This is a genomic window from Stenotrophomonas panacihumi, assembly GCF_001431645.1.
In the GTDB taxonomy this organism is placed as follows: domain Bacteria; phylum Pseudomonadota; class Gammaproteobacteria; order Xanthomonadales; family Xanthomonadaceae; genus Stenotrophomonas_A; species Stenotrophomonas_A panacihumi.
Window position 1 is genome coordinate 88,155 of sequence record NZ_LLXU01000058.1, and the last position, 21,851, is coordinate 110,005.

Genomic DNA, 21,851 nt, shown 5'->3' on the forward strand with positions numbered 1-21,851 from the left:
CCGGAGGGTGGCGCGCTATCATGCCGCGCCTCGCGACACCCCACTGGAAAGCGCTTGTCCCACCCGATCCACCTGCAATGTTCCTTCGTAGATGCCGGGGCGGTGGCCGAGCAGCTGCGCGATCCGCGCGTGCTGGCCGCGGTGGATTTTTCCCTGGAACCGCTGGACGCCGAGGCCGCCGCCGACCCGCGCCGCCTGCGGGTGCCGCTGGAAGCGGTGGGGCCGGGCCGGATCGAGCTGTGGCGTGGCGACACGCCGGCCACCCACGGCCGCGAGGGCGACATCGCCTGGGCCGAGAATGGCGAACTGCAGTTCGGCGCCCTGGTGCTGCACGAAAGCGCGGACCTGGACCTGGAAACCGCGAGCGCCCAGGCGTACGCGCAGATGAACCGGTTCATCGCCGCACGCGGCTATCCACACGTCCTGCGCATCTGGAACTACCTCGATGGCCTGACCGAAGGCGAGGACGATGCCGAGCGATATCGCCGCTTCTGCGTCGGCCGGGTGCGCGGGCTGGAACGCGTGGAGGAAGCCCGCCTGCCGGCGGCGACCTGCATCGGCAGCTTCGGCGGCCCGCGCCAGCTGCTGGTGTACTGGCTGGCCGCGCGCAGCCCCGGCGTGGCGCTGGAGAACCCCCGCCAGGTCAGCGCCTACCGTTATCCGCGCCAGTACGGCCCGCAGTCGCCGAGCTTCGCCCGCGCGATGCTGCCGCCGCCGGGCAGCCAGGCGCCGCTGATGCTCTCGGGCACGGCGAGCATCGTCGGCCACGCCACCGCCCACCAGGGCGACGTGCGCGCCCAGCTCGACGAGATCCTCGTCAACATCGAAGCCTTGCGCGGCGCCGCGGCCGAGCGCAGTGGCGAGATGCCGGCCGGGATCGACGATGCCGGGACCCTGCTCAAGGTCTATGTCCGCGACCGCGAGGCGCTGCCGCAGGTCGCCGCCGCGCTGGACGCCCGCTTCGGCACCCGGGTACCGCGCCTGCTGCTGCACGCCGAGGTCTGCCGCCGCGAGCTGGCGGTGGAGATCGAAGGCGTGCTGGGCAACCCGGCGAGCTGAGCGCTTTTCCCCCCGGGCCATGACCTGTGGCCCAGCCGCCGGCCCGAGGCGCGCTGGTAGGCTTGCGCTTCTTTGTTCCCGGCCCTGCCTACCCCATGCCCAAGCTGCTGCCGTTGTCCCTGCTGCTGCTCGCCGCCAGCGCGAATGCCCAGACGCCCCCCGCACCGCTGACCATCGAACAGGTGATGGCCGACCCGGACTGGATCGGTCCCGGCGTCGACAACGCCTGGTGGCAGTGGGACGGAAAGCAGGTCCAGTACCAGCTCAAGCGCAACGGCAGCCCGGTGCGCGACACCTTCCGCCAGCCGGTCGACGGCGCCGCCGCGCAGCGCGTGGCCGATACCGAACGCGCCGGCCTGGACGCCGCCAACCCGGCCTATGACACCCAGCACCAGCGCATGGTGTTCGCCCGCAACGGCGACATCTTCCTGCGCGACCTGCGCTCGGGCGCGCTGACCCAGCTGACCCGCAGCAACGAGACCGAGTCGCGGCCGCAGTTCGCCAGCGACGGCGGGGTGATCTGGCGCGCCGGCAACGACTGGTACCACTGGGCACCGGGCGGCGGCACCAGCCAGGTCGCGGTGGTGAAGGCCGCGCGCGATCCCAACGCCACGCCGAAGGCCGACGTGCTGCGCGAGCAGCAGCTGGCCACCCTGGCCACGCTGCGCAAGGACAAGGAACAGCGCGACGCCCTGCGCACCCAGGAAGACGCCTGGCGCAAGGCCGACCCGACCCGCGCCGCCGGCCCGGTGTACCTGGGCGACGACGTGGAGATCGTCGACAGCGCGCTCTCGCCCGATGGCCGCCACCTGCTCGTCGTGACCCAGGCCAAGGGCGCCGACGAAGGCCAGGCCGGCAAGATGCCCAAGTACGTGACCGAATCCGGTTACGAGGAATTCCAGGAAGTGCGCACCCGCGTGGGCCGCAACAACCCGGTGCCGCATGCCCTGTGGCTGGTGGACACCACCGCCGGCACCGCCACCGCGCTGAAGTTCGACGACCTGCCGGGCATCGCCACCGACCCGCTCGCCGCGATGCGCAAGGCCGCCAAGCGCGACGCGCTGAAGGGCAACCGCGCCGTGCGCATCGAGAGCGACGGCGATGGCAGCGGCCCGGCGATCCACTGGAGTGACGACGGCCGCAATGCCGCCGTCGAGATCCGCGCCGTCGACAACAAGGACCGCTGGATCGCCAGCGTGGACCTGGACAAGGCGAAGCTGGTCACCCGCCATCGCCTTACCGACAACGCCTGGATCAACTGGGGCTTCAACGATTTCGGCTGGCTGCCGGACAACCGCACGCTGTGGCTGCTGTCCGAGGAATCGGGCTACTCGCACCTGTACACCGTGGCCGAGGGCGCCAAGCCGCGCCAGCGTACTCGCGGCAAGTGGGAAGTCTCCGCGCCGGTGCCGACCGCCGACGGCCAGGGCTTCTACTTCGTCTGCAACCAGAAGTGGCCGGGCGACTACGAGGTCTGCAAGCTCGACCTGGCCAGCGACCAGGTCAGCGAAGTGACCGCGCTCGACGGCGTGGAGGATTTCAGCGTCTCCCCGAACGGCCAGCAGCTGCTGGTGCGTTACTCCGGCAGCTACCTGCCGCCGCAGCTGGCGGTGGTGCCGGCCACCGGCGGCCAGGCGCGCGTGCTCACCGATACGCGCACCGCGCAGTTCAAGGCGCAGGACTGGGTGCAGCCGCAGTACGTGCAGGTACCGTCCAAGCACGGCGCCGGCGTGGTGTGGGGCAAGTACTACGGCCCGAAGAACCCGGAAGCCGGCAAGCAGTACCCGATCGTGATGTTCGTGCACGGCGCCGGCTACCTGCAGAACGTGTCCGAGCGCTACACGCCGTACTTCCGCGAGCAGATGTTCCATAACCTGCTCGTGCAGAAGGGCTACATCGTCCTCGACCTGGATTACCGGGCCTCGGAGGGCTACGGCCGCGACTGGCGCACGGCGATCTATCGCAACATGGGCCACCCGGAGCTGGAGGATTACCTGGACGGCCTGGACTGGCTGGTCGCCAACAAGCAGGGTGACCGCGCGCGCGCCGGCATCTACGGCGGCTCCTACGGCGGCTTCATGACCTACATGGCGCTGTTCCGTGCCCCGGGCACGTTCAAGGCCGGCGCCGCGCTGCGCCCGGTCGGCGACTGGATGCAGTACAACCACGAGTACACCTCCAACATCCTCAACACGCCGGAGCTGGACCCGGAGGCGTACAAGACTTCCTCGCCGATCAGCTACGCCGAGGGCCTGCGCGACCACCTGCTGATCGCCCACGGCATGGTCGATGACAACGTGTTCTTCAAGGACTCGGTGGACATGACCCAGAAGCTGATCGAACTGCACAAGGACAACTGGGAGATCGCCCCGTACCCGCTGGAGCGCCACGGCTTCACCCGTGCCGACTCCTGGCTGGACGAGTACAAGCGCATCCTCAAGCTGTTCGAGGAACAGGTGAAGTAAGCTCGCCTGCAGCGACCCCACGGACGCCGGCTTCTTGCCGGCGTCTGTCTTTCCGGCCCCCGTCCACGTCAGGAAATCCCATGGCCTTGCCGTCCCGCTCCCCTGCCCCGCGCAGCAGCTTCGTCACCGTGATGGCCTGGCTGAGCCTGGGCGTGGCGGCGATGAGCGCGGTGGGCAGCCTGATGCAGGCCCTGCTCGCGCTGGCGATGCCCGACAGCGGCGACCTCGGCGGGTTGCTGCCGCCCGGTGCCACGCTGCCGCCGCTGCTGGACTGGCTCACCCGCCACATGGTCTCGCTGTCGCTGCTGAGCGGCGTGCTCTCGCTGGGCGTGGCATGGGTCTCCTGGGCGCTGCTGCAGCGGCGCGAGTGGGGGCGGCAGGCCTTCATCGTCGTGCTGGCGCTGGTGGCGCTGGCGAACTTCGCCGGCATCCCGCTGGTGGAGGCTTCGTTCGACATGGCCGTGGCCAGCCTGGGCCAGAACGCGGGCGATGCCGCCGCGCAGCTGGAAGACGCCGGCGCCCCGATGCTGGCGGCGCTGCGATGGGTGTGCTGGATGGGCGCGCTGGCGATCGCCGTGGTGCATGGCTGGATCATCTGGCAGCTGTGCCGGCCGGACATCCGCAAGGAGTTCCAGCGCTGATCGGCGCGCGGCCGCCTCGCTAGAATGGCGGCATGGACGACTTCCACCGCGTACGCGATTACCTGACCGGCCTGCAGGACCGTATCTGCCAGGCCATCGAGACGGCCGACGGCCAGGCCACCTTCCAGGAGGACGCCTGGCAACGCGCGGAGGGCGGCGGCGGCCGCACCCGCGTGCTGCGCGAGGGCGCGGTGTTCGAGCAGGCCGGCATCGGCTTCTCCGACGTGTGCGGCAGCAAGCTGCCGCCCTCGGCCAGCGCCCACCGCCCGGAACTGGCCGGCGCCACCTGGCGCGCCACCGGCGTGTCGCTGGTGTTCCACCCGCGCAACCCGTACCTGCCGACCACCCACGCCAACGTGCGCTACTTCCGCGCCGAGCGCGACGGGCAGGCGGTGGCGGCCTGGTTCGGCGGCGGTTTCGACCTGACCCCGTTCTATCCCTTCGACGAAGACGTGCTGCACTGGCACCGCACCGCCCAGCAGCTGTGCGCGCCGTTCGGCGAGGACCGCTACGCCGCGCACAAGCGCTGGTGCGACGAGTACTTCTTCCTGCGCCACCGCCAGGAGACGCGCGGCGTCGGCGGGCTGTTCTTCGACGACCTGCATGGCGGCTTCGAGCAGGACTTCGCCTACCTGCGGGCGGTGGGCGACGGCTTCCTGGACGCCTACCTGCCGATCGTCGCGCGCCGCAAGGACACGCCCTACGGCGAGCGCGAGCGCGAGTTCCTGCAGTACCGCCGCGGCCGCTACGTGGAGTTCAACCTGGTCTACGACCGCGGCACCCTGTTCGGGCTGCAGAGCGGCGGGCGGGCCGAGAGCATCCTGATGAGCCTGCCGCCGCGCGTGCGCTGGGAGTACGGCTATCAACCGGAGCCCGGCAGCGCCGAGTCGCGCCTCGCCGATTATTTGGTGCCGCGTGACTGGCTGGGCTGAATAGCGTCAGGAAGCTGTCACCGAAACAGTGACGCAATCCGTTTAATTACAACGTATTCAGCGATTATCCGCGTCAAGCGGATGACGGCCGTTTATTTTGGTGAAATAGGGCACGGTTCGCGTTCAGCGAAACGGTCAAAATATCGGCGTTCGGAAAATAAAAAGCCCCGCGGACCAGGGGGAGGTCAGCGGGGCCAGGGAACGGAAACTTGGGGAGGAGTTGCCGTTCCAGAGATCTGCTCCAGGGGATGGGAGAGATCCGCGACAGGCGTTGCGCCTGTCGAGGGCTATAACACCATTTCGGACATTGATAGATCGTGAAGATTTGGGTTAAGAATTCGTCGGATTAAGGACGGATTCATTGATTCCTGACAGTTTCACGTTGCCTTTTCTGATGCATTGCGTCGCACTTTCTCACGGGGGTGGAAAGTGCGGCGCATTCATCAATGCGCTTCGTCCCAGTTTCCGCCGACACCGGCGTCGACCACCAGCGGGACGCGCAATTCAGCCGCGCCTGCCATCAACGTGGTGGCCTGCGAGCGCAGCTCGTCGATGAAGTCCACGTCGGCTTCGAACACCAGTTCGTCGTGCACCTGCAGGATCATGAGCGCGCGCTCGCGATGCGCGGCCAGCCAGCCGTCCACCGCCACCATCGCACGCTTGATGATGTCCGCCGCCGTGCCCTGCATCGGCGCGTTGATCGCCGCGCGCTCGGCGCCGGCGCGCTGGCCCTGGCTGCCGCTGTTGATGTACTCCAGGTACAGGCGACGGCCGAACACGGTCTCGACGTAGCCCTTCTCGCGTGCCTGCTGGCGCGTGCTCTCCATGAAGTCGCGCACGCCGGGGTAACGGCTGAAGTACAGCGCGATGTAGTCCTGCGCCTCGCCACGACCGATGCCCAGCTGCCGGGCCAGGCCGAAGGCGCTCATGCCGTACATCAGGCCGAAGTTGATCGCCTTGGCGGCGCGGCGCTCGTTGGCGGTGACTTGGTCGATCGTGCGGCCGAACACTTCGGCGGCAGTGGCGCGATGCACGTCGGCGCCGGATTCGAACGCGCTGACCAGGCCCTTGTCCTCGGAGAGGTGGGCCATGATGCGCAGCTCGATCTGCGAGTAGTCGCAGGCCAGCAGCTGTCGGCCGGACGGCGCGACGAACGCGCGACGGATGCGACGCCCGTCGTCGGTGCGGATCGGGATGTTCTGCAGGTTCGGGTCGGTGGAAGACAGCCGCCCGGTCGCCGCGCCGGCCTGGTGGTAGCTGGTGTGCACGCGGCCGCTGTCCGGGTCGATCATCTCCGGCAGCTTGTCCGTATAGGTGCTGCGCAGCTTGGCCAGGCCGCGATATTCGAGGATCACCCGCGGCAGCTCGTGCTGGTCGGCGATGGCCTCCAGCGCCTCCTCGTTGGTCGAGGGCTGGCCCTTGGGCGTCTTCACCACGGCCGGCAGGCCGAGTTCGTCGAACAGCAACGCCTGCAGCTGCTTGGGCGAATCCAGGTTGAAGGTGCGCCCGGCCAGCTCGGTGGCCTTCTGCTGCGCGGCGAGCATGCGCTTGGAGAGATCGGCGCTCTGCCGACGCAGCTCGTCGGCATCCACGCGCACGCCGTTGGCCTCGATGCGTTCGAGCACCGGCACCAGCGGCATCTCGATTTCGCGGTAGACCTTCTCCAGCGCGGGATCGGCCGCCAGCTGCGGCGACAGCACGCGGTGCAGGCGCAGCGTGATGTCGGCGTCCTCGGCGGCGTAGTTCGTCGCGTCGTCGATGGCGACATGCGAGAACGGGATCTGCTTGGCGCCCTTGCCGGCGACGTCCTCGTACTTGATGGTGTCGTAGCCGAGGTAGCGCTTGGCCAGGCTGTCCATGTCGTGGCGGGCGATGCCGGAGTTGAGCACGAAGCTCTCCAGCAGCGTGTCGTCCGCGTAGCCGGCCAGCACGACGCCGTGGCGGCGCATCACGTGCAGGTCGTACTTGCCGTGCTGGCCGAGCTTGCGCACGGCCGGGTCGGCGAGCAGCGGACGCAGCAGGTCCAGCGCCTGGGCCATCGGCAGCTGCGCGGGTGCGCCGGGGTAGTCGTGGCCCAGCGGCAGGTAGGCGCCCTGCTCCGGGGTATCGCTGAAGCTCAGGCCGACCAGGCGCGCCTGCATCGGGTCCAGGCTGTCGGTCTCGGTGTCGAAGGCGAACTGGCCGGCGGCGCGCAGGCGCGCGATCCAGGCTTCCAGCTGTTCGACGGTGCCGATTGTCTCGTAACTCCCCTTGGCGGCCAGCGCCGGGTCGACGTTCGCCACCGGGGCGGCCGCCGCGGCGGCAAAGCCGCGTCCGCGTGCCTGGCCGGGTTCCTTCTCCGCCAGCACCGCGCCCACGCCGGCGCCGCCTTCCAGCTCCTTGAGCGCCTGGGTGAAGCCGTAGCGGCGATACAGGCCCGCCAGCACCTCCGCATCGCGCTCGCGCAAGGCCAGCGTGCGCGGGCCCCCGGGCAGCGGCACGTCGGTCTTGATCGTCACCAGCGTGCGATTGAGCGGCAGCCGCGGCAGCGCGGCGCGCAGGTTCTCGCCGATCTTGCCCTTGATGCCCTCGGCCTGCGCCATCACCGCATCCAGCGTGCCGTACTCGCCCAGCCACTTGGCGGCGGTCTTGGGGCCGCACTTCTCCACGCCGGGGACGTTGTCCACGGTGTCGCCCATCAGCGCGAGCAGGTCGACGATCTGGTCGGCGCGCACGCCGAACTTCGCCATCACCGCCTCGTCCGAATCCATCTGGCTGCCGGTCATGGTGTTGACCAGGCGCACGCCCGGGCGCACCAGCTGGGCGAAGTCCTTGTCGCCGGTGGAGATGGTGACGTCCAGGCCGTCGGCGGCGCCTTGCAGGGCCAGCGTGCCGATGACGTCATCGGCCTCCACGCCATCCTCGCGCAGGATCGGGATGCCCAGCGCCTGCACGATCTCGCACATCGGCAGCACCTGCGCGCGCAGGTCGTCCGGCATGGCGGCGCGGTTGGCCTTGTAGTCGGGATAGAGGTCGTCGCGGAAGGTCTTGCCCGGGGCATCGACCACGAAGGCGACGTACTCGGGCCGTTCCTTCAACGTGGCGCGCAGCATGTTGACCACGCCGAACAGCGCGCCGGTCGGCTCGCCATCGGCATTGGTCAGCGGCGGCAGCGCGTGGAAGGCGCGGTACAGGTAACTGGAACCGTCGATAAGGACTAGTCTGCTCATCATGCGATTCTACGCCCCCGTCCCGGGCGCCTCGCGCATAATCGGCTTCCCCGGTTCCAGGAGCGTCCCGATGAAGCACACCGCCTTGCTTGCCAGCGTGCTGGCCCTGTCCCTCGCCGGCTGCGCCAGCAGCGGTGGCATGGTCGGCCCGGATGGCGCGCCGCTGGACATGCGCGATGCCGATGTCACCAGCAAGACGATGGACAACGGCGACCGCATCGACGAATACCGCGTTGCAGGGCAGGTGCGCATGGTGAAGATCACGCCGGCGCGCGGCGCGACATACTACCTGTACGACCGTGACGGCGACGGCCACATGGATAACGACAAGGACGGCGTGTCGCCGGTGTACTGGAAGATCTACAGTTGGTAAGGGTGAGCCGCGCCTGCTAACGAATGACGAGCACCGGCACGCCGCTGTGGGTCAGTACCTCGGTGGTCTGGCTGCCGAGCAGCACGCGGCTCATGCCGCGGCGGCCGTGCGAGGTCATCACGATGAGGTCGCTGCCACACTCCTTGGCCGTGTCGATGATGCCCTCGGCCGCATAGCGGTCCAGGACGTGGCGCGGCGTGGCCTGCACGCCCGCGGCGGCGGCGGCTTCAAGCGCCGGCTTCAGGATGGCCTGGGCGCCTTCCTCGCGCTCCTTGCGGTATTCCGGGCTGGCCTCGTAGCCCACGCTCCAGCCCATCGCGTCGTACATGCCCATCGCCCACGGCTCGGACACGGTGACCACATCCACCTGCGCGCCAGTGGCCTTCGCCAGCGCCAATCCATGCTGCAGGCCACGCTGGGCCAGCTCTGAACCATCGAGGGCAATCAGAATGCGCTTGTACATGGGTTCGCTCCTGTGCGGTCCGTCCGGCGACGGGTTCGGGGTGATTTCACCACTTCCGTCCCGCAGGATGCGTTGATCCGGATCAAGGCGGCGTCGCGGACGCCGCCCGGTCTCACGCCACGGTGAGGTTGGCGTAGGCCAGCACCAGCCATTTGGCGCCAACTTCGTCGAACTGCACCTGCACGCGCGCGTGTGCGCCGCTGCCTTCGTAATCGGTGATCACCCCGCCGCCGAACTTCGGGTGGGTGACGTTCGCGCCGAGGGCGATCAACGGCGTCTCCATCGCCACCGCCGCCGACGGGCGACCGGCGCCGATCGAGGCCGGGCGCGAGATCTGCACGCGCGGGCGCACCTCGTTGAGCAACTCGCGCGGGATCTCGCGCAGGAAGCGCGAAGGCATGTTGTAGTTGTCCTGGCCGTGGATGCGCCGCGATTCGGCGTAGCACAGCAGCAGCTTCTGCCGGGCGCGGGTGATGCCCACGTAGGCCAGCCGGCGCTCTTCCTCCAGCCGCCCGCTTTCCTCCAGCGAACGCGCGCTCGGGAACAGGCCATCCTCCATGCCGGCCAGGCACACCAGCGGGAATTCCAGGCCCTTGGCCGAGTGCAGCGTCATCAGCTGCACGCCATCCTCGCCGGCCTGCGCCTGGCCCTCGCCCGCTTCCAGCGAGGCGTAGGCGAGGAAGGCGACCAGCTCGGTCATGCCCTGCGAGCCTTCCTCGTCCTCGTCGGGGCGCACGAAGCGCGAGGCGACCGAGACGAGTTCGTCCAGGTTCTCGGTGCGCGATTCCGAATCCAGCCCGCCGCGGCTCTCCTTGGCCCAATACTCGCGCAGGCCCGAGCGCAGCAGCACATGGTCGATGCGCTCCTTCAGCTCCATGCCGCCCGTCTCGGAAGACAGCTGCTGGATGAGGTTTAGGAAGCCGGCCAGCGCGTTGCGGGCACGCGCCGTCAACTCGCCCGACTGGCTGCTGAGCATCGAGGCTTCCCACAGCGACAGCGCGCGGGCGCGCGCCAGCCGGCGCACTTCGTCCAGCGTGCGATCGCCGATGCCGCGGGTCGGGGTGTTGACCGCGCGCTCGAACGCCGCGTCGTCATCGCGATTGGCGAGCAGGCGCAGGTAGGCCAGCGCATCGCGGATTTCGGCGCGCTCGAAGAAGCGCATGCCGCCATAGACGCGATACGGCACCTGCTCGGCGATCAGCGCTTCTTCAAACGCGCGCGACTGCGCGTTGCTGCGGTAAAGCACGGCGACATCGCCATAGCTGCCGCCGTCGCGCACCCACTGGCGGGCGCGCTCCACCACGTAGCGGGCTTCGTCGGTCTCGTTGTAGGCGGCGTACAGGTCGATCGGGTCGCCCTCGCCGCTGTCGGTCCACAGCTGCTTGCCGATGCGGTCCGGGTTGTGCGCGATCACCGCGTTGGCCGCGCCGAGGATGTTGGCGGTGGAGCGGTAGTTCTGTTCCAGGCGGATGGTCTGCGCGCCCGGGAAGTCGCGCAGGAAACGCTGCACGTTCTCCACCTTGGCGCCCCGCCAGCCGTAGATGGCCTGGTCGTCGTCGCCGACCACGAAGACGTGGCCCGATTCACCGGCCAGCACGCGCACGAAGGCGTACTGGATGGCGTTGGTGTCCTGGAACTCGTCGACCAGGATCTCGCGGAAGCGGGCGCGGTAATGCGCCAGCAGCGCGGGGTTGTCGCGCAGCAGTTCATGCGCGCGCAGCAGCAGTTCGGCGAAGTCCACCAGGCCGGCGCGGTCGCAGCGGGCCTGGTAGTCGGCATAGGCCTGGCGCAGGGTTTCGGTCCAGTCGTCGCGCGGCTCGGGCTGGATGTGCTGCGGCCGGCGGCCCTCGTCCTTCTGCTGGTTGATCCACCACACGATTTGCTTGGGCGGATAGCGCGTCTCGTCCAGCTCCATGCCCTGCACGACGCGCTTGACCAGCCGCAGCTGGTCGTCCGAGTCCATGACCTGGAAGCCTTCCGGCAGCTTGGCGTCCTGCCAGTGCAGGCGCAGCAGGCGGTGGGCCAGGCCGTGGAAGGTACCGATCCACATGCCGCGGCTGCCGTTGCGCAGCTGCAGGTCGGCGCGATGGCGCATCTCGCCGGCGGCCTTGTTGGTGAAGGTGACCGCGAAGATGCCGTGCGCCGGCACGCCCTGGACTTCATTGAGCCAGGCGATGCGATGGGTGAGCACGCGCGTCTTGCCGGAGCCGGCGCCAGCCAGCACCAGGTAATGGCCGGGCGGCGCGGAGACGGCCTCGCGCTGGGCGGGGTTCAGGTGATCGAGCAGGTGAGAGACATCCACCGCGCCATTTTACCGGCTTGGCGCGTGCGGCGTGTCAGTCAATTCGTGGCGAGCAGCGCCGTGGCCAGCGCGGCGGCCTGCGCGCGCAGTTCCGGCACGGCCAGGCTCTCCCACAAAGTGCCGATGCGCAGGCTGCCGAGGACGTGCAGGCGGCCATCGGCATGGCCGTGGGCATCGAGAATGCGGCCCTCATCGTCGCTGTCCAGCCCGATGCCGTGCGGGCCGGGCGCGGCCAGCCCCTCGCCCACCAGTTGCTGCAGCAGCGGATTGCGCATGGCCTGCACGCGCATCTCCACCCCGGTGGCGTTGATCACGCGCTGGACTTCCAGCTGCAGCACGGCGCCGTCATGGCCGCGGCCCTCGATGCGCACGCAGGCGCCCGCCGTCCAGGCGGCATCGAGCCGCGCCCGGTGCGGGCGCAGCTGGCCGTTGTCGCGCAACGACTGGAGCTGCGCGTGTACCCGCGCGTCGATACGGTGCCGATGGACATCCCAGTAGCGCACGACATGGCGCAGGAAGCGCTGCTGGTCGCGCCACGACAGGCTGCGCCACAGCGATTGGCCCAACGGCCGGATGCGCTCCATCACGGCCTGCCAGGGCTGGCCCTGCGCGGCGGCGCGCGCGACCTCGGACCGCAGCGCGCGCATGCGGGCCCGCAGCGACAGCGACAGCAGCGGCGCCGGGTCGAAATCGAACGGCGCGGCGGCCGCATGCGGCAACGGCATCAGCCCATGGCGGGAGATCACGTGGATTGCGCCGCGATGTCCCTGCGTGGCCAGGGTGATGACCGCATCGACCATGCTCAGCCCCGAGCCGACGATGGCCACGGCGGCTTCGGCCGGGATCGCGGCCACCGCCTCGGTATCCCACGCTTCCACGCGGTGCGGGGCGGCCAGTGCGGTCGCGCCCCGCAGCGGTAGCGGGCGCAGCGCATTGCCCACCGCCAGCGCCACGTGCGCGGCCACCACGCGGGTGCCGTCGCGCAATTGCAGCAGATGGCTTTCCGGCTGCGGCGAGAGGCTTTCCACCGGCGCATGCAGGATATCCAGCGTCGCCGGACTGGCGGATTTCGCCTGGGCCAGCCGCTCGCGCAGGTAGGCGCCGTAATGCAGGCGCGACACGTAGCGCGCGGCGAGCACGTCGTCGGGCAGGTCGAAGGCGCGGGTGGTGCGCAGGTAGTCGACGAAATCGCCGGGCACCTCCGGCAACGCACTCATCTTGCCGGCCGGCACGTTGAGCAGGTGTTCCGGGCGCCGCGTGGCATACGCCACGCCATCGGCGAGCGTGGCGTGCGGTTCGATCAACACGATGCGCAGCGGCCCACGCGCCTGCCGCAGCAGCTGCAGCGCGACCATCACGCCACTGGCGCCGCCGCCGATCACGGCGATGTCATGGGTCTGCGGGACGGGCGGCATGTTCACCCGCCAATTGTAGGCGATGGCCTCGCGTCGCTCCCGCGCTACATCAGCGCGTCGGCCAGGCGCGCGATGCCTTCCCGGCTGCGGCGCCAGGTGGGGCGCTGCCGCCAGCCCGGCAGGGCCAGCGCGCGCGCGTCGGAGAGATAGTCCTGCTCGATGCGGCGCAGCTGCTCGACGATCCCGCGGTCGTAGCACAGCAGGCCGATCTCGGCGTTCAGCGCGAAGGAGCGGATATCCAGGTTGATCGAGCCGAGCACGGCGATGTCCTCGTCCACGCTCAGGTGCTTGGCGTGCAGGAAGTGCGGGCGGTACAGCGCGATCTTCACCCCGGCGCGCAGCAGCTCGTCGTAGTACGCCTCCTGCGCCCAGGCGGTGAGCCGCTGGTTGTTGCTCTCCGAGAGGATCAGCTGCACCTCCACGCCCGACACCGCGGCGATGCGCAGCGCGCTCAACGTCGCCTCGTCCGGCACGAAGTACGGCGTGACCAGCACCACCTTGCGCCGCGCCAGGTGGATCAGCGCGTTCACCGCGTCGCGCGCGTTCTCGTAGGGATAGGCCGGGCCGCTGGGCAGCACCTGGGTGGCGACGTCGCCGGCATCGTGCGGCGCGTCGGCGATCACCTCCAGCCGCTCGCCGGTCTCCACGAACCAGTCGCTGGCGAACACCGCCTCCAGGTGGTTCACCACCGGGCCACGCACCCGCGCCACCAGCTCGCGGTTCGGATGGCCGGCGACGAAATCCGGTTCGGCGAGGTTCTGCGAACCGATATAGCCCAGGCGGTTGTCGATCACCGCGATCTTGCGGTGGTTGCGCAGGTCCATGCGCCCGCTGCGTTTCCAGCGCAGGCCGCCGGGCAGCAGCGCCTGCACGTCCACGCCGCCCTTGATCAGGCGCTTGCGATACCGGCGCAGTGCGCGCTTGGCGCCGACCGCATCGAGCAGCAGCCGGCAGCGCACGCCCCGCGCGGCGGCGCGCAGCAGCGCTTCGACCACCGCTTCGCCCACCGCGTCGTCGAACATCAGGTAATAGAGCAGGTGGACGCGTTCGCGCGCGCCGTCGATATCGGCGATCAGCGCGGCGAGCGAGGCGCGATAGTCGTCGAGCAGCTCCACGCCGTTGCCGCGGGTGGGCATGAAGTCGCCCTGGCGTTCCACCAGCGGGGCGATCTCGTCGCTGGCGGTGTCCACCTGCGGCGCCCAGCGCAGCGCGGTGAGCGGCGCCTGCTGCTCGCGGATCACCTGCGAGGCCTGTGCCTGGCGGACGATGCGCTGCCGCGACAGCCAGGGGTGGCCGAACAGCAGGTACAGCGGCAGGCCCAGCAACGGCACGAAACCGACCAGCAGCAACCAGCTGCGCGCCGCGCCCGGCGTGGTGCGGGCCGGAATCCAGCACAGCGCGCCCAGGCGGATCAGCCAGTCCAGGGCCAGCAACCAGGTACCTTCCAGCCAGTCGGGCATCATGCGCGATCCTCCGGTGCGTGGCCCGATTCTGCCGCAAGCCCGGCCCGGCGCGCGGCATCGGCGTGCGCGGATTTCGGGGAGCCGGAAACGACGAAGCCCGCCGGAGGGCGGGCTTGTCGAGGACGCGGATCGCGGAGAAGTCGGGCGCGAGCCCGGCTCACATCACTTGATCTTGCCTTCCTTGTACATCACGTGCTTGCGCACGACCGGATCGTACTTGAGGAACTCCATCTTGTTCGGAGTGTTCTTCTTGTTCTTGTCGGTCGTGTAGAAGTGGCCGGTACCGGCCGAGGAAATCATACGGACCTTGTCACGCTTGCCTGCCATGATGCTTTACTCCTCAGACCTTTTCGCCGCGCGCACGCAGCTCAGCCAGAACGGAATCGATGCCGTTCTTGTCGATGGTGCGCAGCGCGTGCGCGGAAACACGAAGCTTGACCCAGCGGTTCTCGCTGGCCACCCAGAAGCGGCGCTCGTGCAGGTTGGGCAGGAAACGACGGCGGGTCTTGTTGTTGGCGTGGGAGACGTTGTTACCCGTCTGGACACGCTTGCCGGAAACTTGGCATACGCGGGACATTGCGCACCTCGAAAAGTATTGGGTCACCCATAGCCCGGGAGACGGCGGCCCCGGCGGCTTTCGCCACCACACGTCAAGGGAATCAAACAGTTACGCTGTTTCAGGCAGGCCAGGGGACGTACTTCCGGCCACTACGCCGGTGGAACCGGGCACAGCGAGCCGCGCATTATGCCCGCGCGAGGGCCGGGCCGCAAGACTTATCCACATCCCCTGGCTTCCGCCGGGGCCAATGCCCCGGCGGTTCCGTATCCGCCGCTCAGTGGCTGGCGGCCTTGCCCTTGGCCGGGGCGCTCTTGCTGTCGGCGATGAACTGGCGCACCTGCTGCTCGAGCACCGGGAGCGGCACCGAACCCTGGCGCAGCACGGCGTCGTGGAAGGCGCGGATGTCGAACTTGTCGCCCAGCGCCTGCTCGGCCTCGCCGCGCAGCTTCACGATTGTGATCTCGCCCAGCTTGTAGCTCAGCGCCTGCGCCGGCCAGGAGATGTAGCGATCCACCTCGGTGGTGACTTCATGCTCGCTCAGCGCGGTGTGGTCGCGCAGGTAGGACAGCGCCTGATCGCGGGTCCAGCCGTCATGGTGGACGCCGGTGTCGATCACCAGGCGGCAGGCGCGCCACATTTCGTAGGTCAGCTTGCCGAACTCCTCGTAGGGCGTCTCGTAGATGCCCATCTCCTCGCCCAGCTTCTCGGTGTACAGCGCCCAGCCTTCGCCATAGGCGGAGATGTAGTTCTCGCGACGGAAGGCCGGCTGGTCGCCCTGTTCCTCGGCCAGCGCGCCCTGCAGCGAATGGCCCGGCGAGGATTCATGCAGCGTCAGCGCCGGCAGGTTGTACAGCGGGCGCGAAGGCAGGTTGTAGGTGTTCACCCAGTAGGTGCCCACGCCACCGCGGCCGGCCGTCCAGAACGGGGCGATATCCGGCGGCACCGGCTTGATGGTGAAGCGGCCGCGCGGCAGCGTGCCGATGAACTTGCCGACCTGCCCGTCCACGCGCTTGGAGATCCACGCGGCGCGATCCAGCAGCTCCTGCGGGGTCTTGGCGTAGAACTGCGGGTCGGTACGCAGGAACTGCAGGAACGCGGCGAAATCGCCCTTGAAGCCGACCTGCTTGATGATCGCGTCCATCTGCTGCTGGATGCGCGCCACTTCCTGCAGGCCGATCTGGTGGATCTGCTCCGGGCTGAGATCCAGCGTGGTGTATTCGCGGATCTGCTGCTGGTAGAACGCCTTGCCGTCCGGCAATGCCTCGGCGGCGAGCGTGGCGCGCGCCTTGGGCATGTATTCGCTGCGGAAGAAGGTCAGCAGCTTGCCGTAGGCCGGCAGCACCTTGCCGCTGAGCGCGGCCTTGGCCTCGGCACGCAGCTTCTCCTGTTCGGCGGCCGGAATCTGCGCCGGCAGCTGCTTGAACGGGGCATAGAACGCCGACTCGGTCGGATCCTTCACGTCCGCCACCGTCGCGATGGAAACGTCGCGACCGGCAAGCACGGCCTGCGGCACGGTGAAGCCGCGGGCCAGGCCGGCGCGCATGTTGTCGATCTGCTGGTCGAAATAGCGCGGCACGTCGTTCAAGCGGGCGATGTAGGCACGCAGCTCGGCCGGCGTGCGCATCTGGCGCTGCGCCATGAAGCCGAGGTTGGACCAGAACGAGCTGTCCGAGTTGAACGGCATCTCGTAGAGCTTGAAGCGAACTTCCGCGGCGAGGTTTTCGACCTGCGGACGGTAGATTTGCAGGTTCACCTGGTTGGCGGGCGAGAGCTTGGCGGCGTCGAGCTTGTCCAGCTGGGCCAGGACGTCGTCCCAGACCTTCAGCCGGGCCTGCTGCGCGGCCGGGGAGACATCGGGCAGGCGCGGGTTGTCGCCGGTGGTGTCGCTGTCCTCGTCGGCCTGGCCGGTCTCGGCCTGGCGCCACTTCCACTCCTTCTCGTAGATGGCGCGGAACTGGGCGTCGGCCTTGCTCTCGGCGGCCAGGGACGCCGGCGCGGCGGCGGGTGCGGCCATGACCGGCGCGGCGGCGCCCAACAGCAGGGACAAGGTCAGGGCGGAGACGAGCGTCTTTTTCACGGGACGGCGGCCTGCGAGGGAGGAAGTCCCCGATGATGGCAGCGTCCGGGCGGGGGTTCATCGGTCGAAAGTCCTGCGTCATGCCGCGCGGCCACGATCCAGCCACAGGGCGTCCCAGTAGGGATACTCGGCGGCGCGACGGGCCAGCCTCGCGCGCACGGGTTGTTGGACGACGTAGCGGGCCGCGATGGCGGCATCCTCATCCTGGCGCAGGGCCCGAGCCCAATAGCCCGGCTCCCATATGGCGCCACCGTGTCCCCGGGCGAGATTGGCCGCACGTGCCGAGGCCCTTTTGATCACATGCATCAGGGCGGGCAGGTCCGCGTTCCCACCCAGGCGCACCAGGCCATGCCAGTGGTCGGGCATCAGCACCCAGCACAGCAGCTCCGCGTCGTGCTGACGGGCGGAGACACGGAGACTGGCGCAGGCAGCCCAGGCGCATCGCCAGTCCGCGAACAACGGCTGGCGGCGCACGGTGAACGTGGTGATGAGATAGAGACGGCCGGGTTCGGGAGGGCGTCCGCGGAACCGCGCCCGGTGAGCTTGAGGGGAATGTCGAGTGTCCATGCATGCAGTGTGGAACCGCATGCATGCCGCCCCTATCAGGCATTGCCACATGCCGGCAGCTCAACACGCCGCTGCCTGCTGTAGGCGCGGCTTCAGCCGCGAGGCGGCCTCGTCGCTGCCACCACCCTACTCAATGCGACGCCCGGTCCCGCTTCCACCCGCGATGCTTGATATCCAGGTACAGGCTGTACAGCGCAGTGAACGCCGGGAACAGGTTCTGCAGCACGCCCACCGAGTCCTGCTTGGCCGAGAACAGGAAATAGCTCAGCGTCATCAGGCTGCCCACCACGCTCATGTACCAGAACAGCCGCGGGATCACCGGCTTGCCCGCGCGCTTGGACGCCACGAACTGCACCAGCCAGCGGCCGCCGAACATCAGCGCGCCCACGTAGCCGATCAGCTTCCAGCCGGTGACGTGCAGGCCGGTCCAATACAGCCAGGTCAGCGGTTGATCGAGCCAGTGCAGCTCCATCTCAGCGCTCCTGCACGTCGGTACGGCGGCTGCGGGCGATCAGCCATGCCACGCCGCGCAGGTCGCGAATACCGACCAGCGCGCGGTTGAGGTTGTTGTACTTCGATACGCCCGCCGTGCGGTGGCGATGGTTCACTGGCACGCTGATCGTCTTCCAGCCGGCGCGCTGCATCAGCGCGGGCAGGAAACGATGCATGTGGTCGAAGTAAGGCAGGTCCAGGAAGGCGGCGCGCTCGAACAGCTTGATGCCGCAGCCGGTGTCCGGGGTGTCGTCGCGCAGCATGCGCGCGCGGATCGCGTTGGCCCACTTGGAGGCCCAGCGCTTGGAGCCCGAATCCTGGCGGTTCACCCGCCAGCCGGCGAACAGCTTCACCTGGGTCGGCGCGGTGGCGCGCGCAGCGAGCATCTTCGGGATGTCGGCCGGGTCGTTCTGGCCGTCGCCATCGAGCGTGGCGATCCACGGCGCGCGCGCGGCCTTGATGCCGTTGCGCACCGCCGTGCTCTGCCCGCTCTGCTGGACGTGGTGCAGGACGCGCAGCTCCGGGTGGGTCAGCTTCAGCGATTCGAGCACGGCCAGCGTGTCGTCCTTCGAGTTGTCATCGACATAGACGATCTCGAAATCCACCTGCCCGCGCAGCGCGGCGACGATCTCGCCCACCAGCGGGGCGACGTTGTCGCGCTCGTTGAACACCGGGACGACGACGGATAGTTGCGGTTCGCTCATGGGTCGGGCCGTTCGTTCGCGCTGCACGTGGAAAGGGACCGCGCATTTTCACCGGGGCGTCTGACCCGGGGATGAAAATCAGCCGTGGTCGCCGAAATATTCGCGGCACCACTGCACCACCGGCGGCAGGCCGGCTTCGATCGGGGTAGCGGGGTCGAAGCCGAAGGCGTCGCGCGCGCGCCGCGTATCGGCCATGGTGCGCACCATGTCGCCCGGCTGCATCGGCTTGTAGACCTTCTGCGCCGGGCGGCCAGCGGCCTGCTCGATCACCGTGATGAAATGCTCCAGCTCCACCGGGGTGTGGTTGCCCAGGTTGAACACGCGATGCGGCGTGGCCTCGGCCGAAGGGTGGTCCAGCGCGCCCAGCACGCCGGCGACGATGTCGTTGACGTGGGTGAAGTCGCGCTGCATGCGCCCTTCGTTGAACACGTCGATCGGCCGGCCGGCCAGCACCGCGCGCGAGAACAGCAGCGGCGCCATGTCCGGGCGGCCCCAGGGGCCGTACACGGTGAAGAAGCGCAGGCCGGTCACCGGCAGCTGGTAGAGCTGGGCGTAGGTATAGGCCATCAACTCGTTGGCGGCCTTGGTGGCCGCGTAGAGCGAGCGCGGCTGGTCCACGCGCTGGTCCTCGGAGAACGGCGGGGTCGCCGAATCGCCATAGACCGAACTGCTGGAGGCATACACCAGGTGCGCGACGCCACGATGGCGGCACAGCTCCAGGATGTTGACGAAGCCGACGAGGTTGCTGTCGACGTAGGCATACGGGTTCTGCAGCGAATAGCGCACGCCGGCCTGCGCGGCCAGGTGCACCACGCGGTCGGGCTGCACTTCGTCGAACAGCGCTTCGAGCGCGGCGCGGTCGGTCAGGTCGATGGCGCGGATGTCGATGTCCGGGCACAGCGCGGCAACCCGGTCGCGCTTGATCCGCGGGTCGTAGTAATCGTTGTAGTTGTCCAGCCCCACCACCTGTTCGCCCCGCGCGGCGAGCGCCCGGCAGGTGTAGGCGCCAATGAAGCCGGCCGCGCCGGTGACCAGGACGGTCATGCGCCAACCCCTTCCAGCGCGCGCTTGCGCTCGGCGGTAAAGGCCCACCAAGGCTGTGCCGGCGCGCCCTCGACGAAACGGGTGATGGACAGGAACACGTCGATCACGCAGGGATCGTGGATCTGCCCGGTCTGCACGCACAGCAGCGTGTACATGTCGTACGCGTCGCGGCCCCGCAGCTTGGCCGGCACGTCGATGCCGATGCGGCGCAGGTCCTGCGCGCAGGCCGGCCCGACGTTGGGCAGGTCGGTGAGGACGGACACGCGCTTGCGGTCAACCTTGCTCGGATTCATGACGTCGATGCCCTGCCCTGCGACTCAGCCCTGCGGGCGGGTGCGCAGCTTTTCCAGCACGCCGTCGAGCGTGTCCAGGTCGGTGTAGTGGATGACCAGCTTGCCCTTGCCGCCGCGGCCGTGGTTGATGGCGACCTTCGTGCCCAGCGATTCGGACAGCTCGGTTTCCAGCGAAGCGATATCGGCCTGCTGCGGCACGCGCGCCGCCGGCACCGGCTTGCGCAGCGAACCGGGCACCTTGCCGGCGGCGAACTGCTGCGCGCGATGCTCCACCTCGCGCACCGACCAGCCCTGGTCGGCGGCTTCATTGGCGAGCTTCACCGCCAGTTCCGGCACCAGCGTCAGCAGCGCGCGGGCATGGCCCATTTCCAGGCGGCGCGATTCCAGCAGCACGCGGATCGCGACAGGCAGCTCCAGCAGGCGCAGCAGGTTGGACACCGACGCACGCGAACGGCCCACCGCCTCGGCGGCCTCGGCATGGGTGAGCGAGAACTCCTCGATCAGCCTTGCCAGCGCCTGCGCTTCTTCCAGCGGGTTGAGGTCTTCGCGCTGGATGTTCTCGATCAGCGCCATCGCGATGACGGTGCGGTCGTCGAGGTCGCGCACCACCACCGGCACTTCGCCCAGCCCGGCCAGCTGCGAGGCGCGCCAGCGGCGTTCGCCGGCGACGATCTCGAAGCGACCCGGGGTCAGCTCACGCACGACGATGGGCTGGATGACGCCCTGCGCCTTGATCGATTCGGACAGCTCGGCCAGCTTGCCCTCGTCCATTTCCTGGCGCGGCTGGTACTTGCCCGGCTGCAGCTGGCCCACCGGCAGGTGGCGCAGCACTTCGCCCGGCTGCACGTCACCGGCCGGGTCCACCGCCGGCGCGGCGGCGCTGGCGGTCGGTGCGGTGGCGGCGCCCTTCGGGCCCAGCAATGCCTCCAGCCCACGGCCGAGGCCGCGCTTCTTGGCAGGGTTGGGCTTGGTGGTCATCAGGCGGTCTCCACGGCCCGGGCGGCCTTCTTGCGTTCTTCCTGGCGACGGATGACTTCGCCAGCGAGTCCCAGATAGGCCACGCCGCCGCGCGAGGTGCGGTCGTAGCCGACGATGCTCTGGCCATGGCTCGGCGCCTCGGCCAGGCGCACGTTGCGCGGCACGATGGTGCGGAACACGCGGTCGCCGAAGTGCTCGGTGAGCTCGGCGGACACGGCGTTGGCCAGGTTGTTGCGGATGTCGAACATGGTGCGCAGCACGCCCTCGATCTCCAGCGCGGGATTGAGCTGCGCGCGCAGGGCGTCGATGGTTTCGATCAGCGCGCTCAGGCCTTCCAGCGCGTAGTACTCGCACTGCATCGGCACGATCACCGAATCGGCGGCGGTCAGCGCGTTGAGGGTGAGCAGCGACAGCGCCGGCGGGCAGTCGATCAGGATGAAGTCGTACTGGCCGCGCAGCGGTTCCAGCGCGCGCTTGAGCCGCTGCTCGCGCTCGGACTGCTCCATCAGCTGGATCTCGGCCGCGGTCAAATCGATGTTGCCCGGCAGGAGGTCGAAGCCTTCCGGCGCGGTGACACGGATCTGTTCGGCGGTGGTTTCGCCCAGCAGCACGTCGCAGGTCGAGGCTTCCAGCTCGCGCTTGTCGATGCCGCTGCCCATGGTCGCGTTGCCCTGCGCATCCAGGTCCACGAGCAGCACGCGCTTGGGCGCGCGCGCCAGCGCCGCCGCCAGATTGACCGCGGTCGTGGTCTTGCCGACGCCGCCTTTCTGGTTGGCGATCGCGATGATCCGGGCCATGCGGGAGAGCCTCGTGGG

General features: G+C 69.1%; 20 protein-coding genes. 5 read left to right on the forward strand and 15 right to left on the reverse strand.

What is annotated here, in order from left to right; translation table 11 throughout:
• The first annotated feature begins 54 nt into the window (after window positions 1–54).
• From ARC20_RS05330 to hemF, 4 genes are all read left to right on the forward strand, one after another.
• The gene (locus ARC20_RS05330; RefSeq protein WP_057645443.1) at window positions 55–1,059 is read left to right on the forward strand and encodes a chorismate transformation FkbO/Hyg5 family protein; all 1,005 of its coding nucleotides are present in this window, start codon (window positions 55–57) and stop codon (window positions 1,057–1,059) included.
• Between the two features lie 95 nt (window positions 1,060–1,154).
• Window positions 1,155–3,524: a S9 family peptidase gene (locus tag ARC20_RS05335; protein ID WP_057645445.1), complete on the forward strand. Its 2,370-nt coding sequence runs from the start codon at window positions 1,155–1,157 to the stop codon at window positions 3,522–3,524.
• A gap of 80 nt (window positions 3,525–3,604) precedes the next feature.
• Window positions 3,605–4,165: a hypothetical protein gene (locus ARC20_RS05340; protein WP_057645449.1), complete on the forward strand. Its 561-nt coding sequence runs from the start codon at window positions 3,605–3,607 to the stop codon at window positions 4,163–4,165.
• Window positions 4,166–4,197: 32 nt separating this feature from the next.
• Entirely contained in the window at window positions 4,198–5,097 is a 900-nt protein-coding gene (hemF, locus tag ARC20_RS05345; RefSeq protein ID WP_057645452.1) for an oxygen-dependent coproporphyrinogen oxidase, read from the forward strand.
• 443 nt (window positions 5,098–5,540) lie between these two features.
• Here hemF and polA read toward each other — a convergent pair whose 3' ends face one another.
• The gene (gene polA, locus ARC20_RS05350) at window positions 5,541–8,306 is read right to left on the reverse strand and encodes a DNA polymerase I (protein ID WP_057645457.1); all 2,766 of its coding nucleotides are present in this window, start codon (window positions 8,304–8,306) and stop codon (window positions 5,541–5,543) included.
• A 70-nt stretch (window positions 8,307–8,376) separates the two neighbouring features.
• Between polA and ARC20_RS05355 the strand changes: the two genes are divergently transcribed.
• Complete coding sequence (locus ARC20_RS05355; protein WP_057645458.1) at window positions 8,377–8,679, forward strand: DUF2782 domain-containing protein; 303 nt, start codon at window positions 8,377–8,379, stop codon at window positions 8,677–8,679.
• 16 nt (window positions 8,680–8,695) lie between these two features.
• Here ARC20_RS05355 and ARC20_RS05360 read toward each other — a convergent pair whose 3' ends face one another.
• From ARC20_RS05360 to ARC20_RS05425, 14 genes are all read right to left on the reverse strand, one after another.
• Window positions 8,696–9,142 (reverse strand): universal stress protein, encoded by a 447-nt coding sequence (locus tag ARC20_RS05360; RefSeq protein ID WP_057645463.1) that lies wholly within the window; start codon window positions 9,140–9,142, stop codon window positions 8,696–8,698.
• 112 nt (window positions 9,143–9,254) lie between these two features.
• A complete protein-coding gene (uvrD, locus tag ARC20_RS05365; protein WP_057645465.1) occupies window positions 9,255–11,444 on the reverse strand; it encodes a DNA helicase II in 2,190 nt (729 codons plus the stop codon).
• Between the two features lie 38 nt (window positions 11,445–11,482).
• Window positions 11,483–12,859 (reverse strand): FAD/NAD(P)-binding protein, encoded by a 1,377-nt coding sequence (locus tag ARC20_RS05370; RefSeq protein ID WP_057645705.1) that lies wholly within the window; start codon window positions 12,857–12,859, stop codon window positions 11,483–11,485.
• Window positions 12,860–12,903: 44 nt separating this feature from the next.
• Window positions 12,904–14,322, reverse strand: coding sequence for a cardiolipin synthase (gene cls, locus ARC20_RS05375; RefSeq protein ID WP_057645467.1), 1,419 nt, complete (start codon window positions 14,320–14,322; stop codon window positions 12,904–12,906).
• Window positions 14,323–14,484: 162 nt separating this feature from the next.
• A complete protein-coding gene (gene rpmG / locus ARC20_RS05380) occupies window positions 14,485–14,652 on the reverse strand; it encodes a 50S ribosomal protein L33 (protein WP_181360114.1) in 168 nt (55 codons plus the stop codon).
• A 10-nt stretch (window positions 14,653–14,662) separates the two neighbouring features.
• Complete coding sequence (gene rpmB / locus ARC20_RS05385; RefSeq protein WP_005411638.1) at window positions 14,663–14,899, reverse strand: 50S ribosomal protein L28; 237 nt, start codon at window positions 14,897–14,899, stop codon at window positions 14,663–14,665.
• 256 nt (window positions 14,900–15,155) lie between these two features.
• Window positions 15,156–16,895, reverse strand: coding sequence for a DUF885 domain-containing protein (locus tag ARC20_RS05390; protein ID WP_081418053.1), 1,740 nt, complete (start codon window positions 16,893–16,895; stop codon window positions 15,156–15,158).
• Between the two features lie 141 nt (window positions 16,896–17,036).
• Window positions 17,037–17,525: an REP-associated tyrosine transposase gene (locus tag ARC20_RS05395; RefSeq protein ID WP_181360115.1), complete on the reverse strand. Its 489-nt coding sequence runs from the start codon at window positions 17,523–17,525 to the stop codon at window positions 17,037–17,039.
• Window positions 17,526–17,655: 130 nt separating this feature from the next.
• Entirely contained in the window at window positions 17,656–17,997 is a 342-nt protein-coding gene (locus ARC20_RS05400) for a lipid-A-disaccharide synthase N-terminal domain-containing protein (protein WP_057645472.1), read from the reverse strand.
• Between the two features lies 1 nt (window position 17,998).
• Entirely contained in the window at window positions 17,999–18,721 is a 723-nt protein-coding gene (locus ARC20_RS05405; protein WP_057645473.1) for a glycosyltransferase family 2 protein, read from the reverse strand.
• 78 nt (window positions 18,722–18,799) lie between these two features.
• Window positions 18,800–19,765 carry an SDR family NAD(P)-dependent oxidoreductase gene (locus ARC20_RS05410; protein WP_057645474.1) on the reverse strand — a complete coding sequence of 322 codons (966 nt, stop codon included), beginning with the start codon at window positions 19,763–19,765 and terminating at the stop codon, window positions 18,800–18,802.
• Window positions 19,762–20,058, reverse strand: a complete 297-nt coding sequence (locus ARC20_RS05415) for a helix-hairpin-helix domain-containing protein (RefSeq protein WP_057645475.1) — start codon at window positions 20,056–20,058, stop codon at window positions 19,762–19,764. The genes ARC20_RS05410 and ARC20_RS05415 overlap by 4 nt, the downstream gene beginning before the upstream one ends.
• Before the next feature lie 24 nt (window positions 20,059–20,082).
• Window positions 20,083–21,036 carry a ParB/RepB/Spo0J family partition protein gene (locus ARC20_RS05420; protein WP_057645476.1) on the reverse strand — a complete coding sequence of 318 codons (954 nt, stop codon included), beginning with the start codon at window positions 21,034–21,036 and terminating at the stop codon, window positions 20,083–20,085.
• On the reverse strand, window positions 21,036–21,833 hold the full coding sequence (locus ARC20_RS05425) for a ParA family protein (RefSeq protein WP_057645477.1): 798 nt from the start codon (window positions 21,831–21,833) through the stop codon (window positions 21,036–21,038). Before ARC20_RS05425 ends, ARC20_RS05420 begins: the two co-directional genes overlap by 1 nt.
• Window positions 21,834–21,851: the final 18 nt, after the last annotated feature.

Excerpts from the sequence above, each read along its gene's own strand:
- ARC20_RS05410 (WP_057645474.1), bottom strand. The coding sequence starts at position 19,765 with ATGACCGTCCTGGTCACCGGCGCGGCCGGCTTCATTGGCGCCTACACC.
- ARC20_RS05370 (WP_057645705.1), bottom strand. The coding sequence starts at position 12,859 with ATGCCGCCCGTCCCGCAGACCCATGACATCGCCGTGATCGGCGGCGGC.
- hemF (WP_057645452.1), top strand. The coding sequence starts at position 4,198 with ATGGACGACTTCCACCGCGTACGCGATTACCTGACCGGCCTGCAGGAC.
- ARC20_RS05405 (WP_057645473.1), bottom strand. The coding sequence starts at position 18,721 with ATGAGCGAACCGCAACTATCCGTCGTCGTCCCGGTGTTCAACGAGCGC.
- ARC20_RS05390 (WP_081418053.1), bottom strand. The coding sequence starts at position 16,895 with ATGGCCGCACCCGCCGCCGCGCCGGCGTCCCTGGCCGCCGAGAGCAAG.
- ARC20_RS05415 (WP_057645475.1), bottom strand. The coding sequence starts at position 20,058 with ATGAATCCGAGCAAGGTTGACCGCAAGCGCGTGTCCGTCCTCACCGAC.
- ARC20_RS05425 (WP_057645477.1), bottom strand. The coding sequence starts at position 21,833 with ATGGCCCGGATCATCGCGATCGCCAACCAGAAAGGCGGCGTCGGCAAG.
- ARC20_RS05355 (WP_057645458.1), top strand. The coding sequence starts at position 8,377 with ATGAAGCACACCGCCTTGCTTGCCAGCGTGCTGGCCCTGTCCCTCGCC.
- ARC20_RS05395 (WP_181360115.1), bottom strand. The coding sequence starts at position 17,525 with ATGGACACTCGACATTCCCCTCAAGCTCACCGGGCGCGGTTCCGCGGA.
- ARC20_RS05420 (WP_057645476.1), bottom strand. The coding sequence starts at position 21,036 with ATGACCACCAAGCCCAACCCTGCCAAGAAGCGCGGCCTCGGCCGTGGG.
- ARC20_RS05360 (WP_057645463.1), bottom strand. The coding sequence starts at position 9,142 with ATGTACAAGCGCATTCTGATTGCCCTCGATGGTTCAGAGCTGGCCCAG.
- ARC20_RS05335 (WP_057645445.1), top strand. The coding sequence starts at position 1,155 with ATGCCCAAGCTGCTGCCGTTGTCCCTGCTGCTGCTCGCCGCCAGCGCG.
- ARC20_RS05400 (WP_057645472.1), bottom strand. The coding sequence starts at position 17,997 with ATGGAGCTGCACTGGCTCGATCAACCGCTGACCTGGCTGTATTGGACC.
- polA (WP_057645457.1), bottom strand. The coding sequence starts at position 8,306 with ATGAGCAGACTAGTCCTTATCGACGGTTCCAGTTACCTGTACCGCGCC.
- ARC20_RS05340 (WP_057645449.1), top strand. The coding sequence starts at position 3,605 with ATGGCCTTGCCGTCCCGCTCCCCTGCCCCGCGCAGCAGCTTCGTCACC.
- rpmB (WP_005411638.1), bottom strand. The coding sequence starts at position 14,899 with ATGTCCCGCGTATGCCAAGTTTCCGGCAAGCGTGTCCAGACGGGTAAC.
- cls (WP_057645467.1), bottom strand. The coding sequence starts at position 14,322 with ATGATGCCCGACTGGCTGGAAGGTACCTGGTTGCTGGCCCTGGACTGG.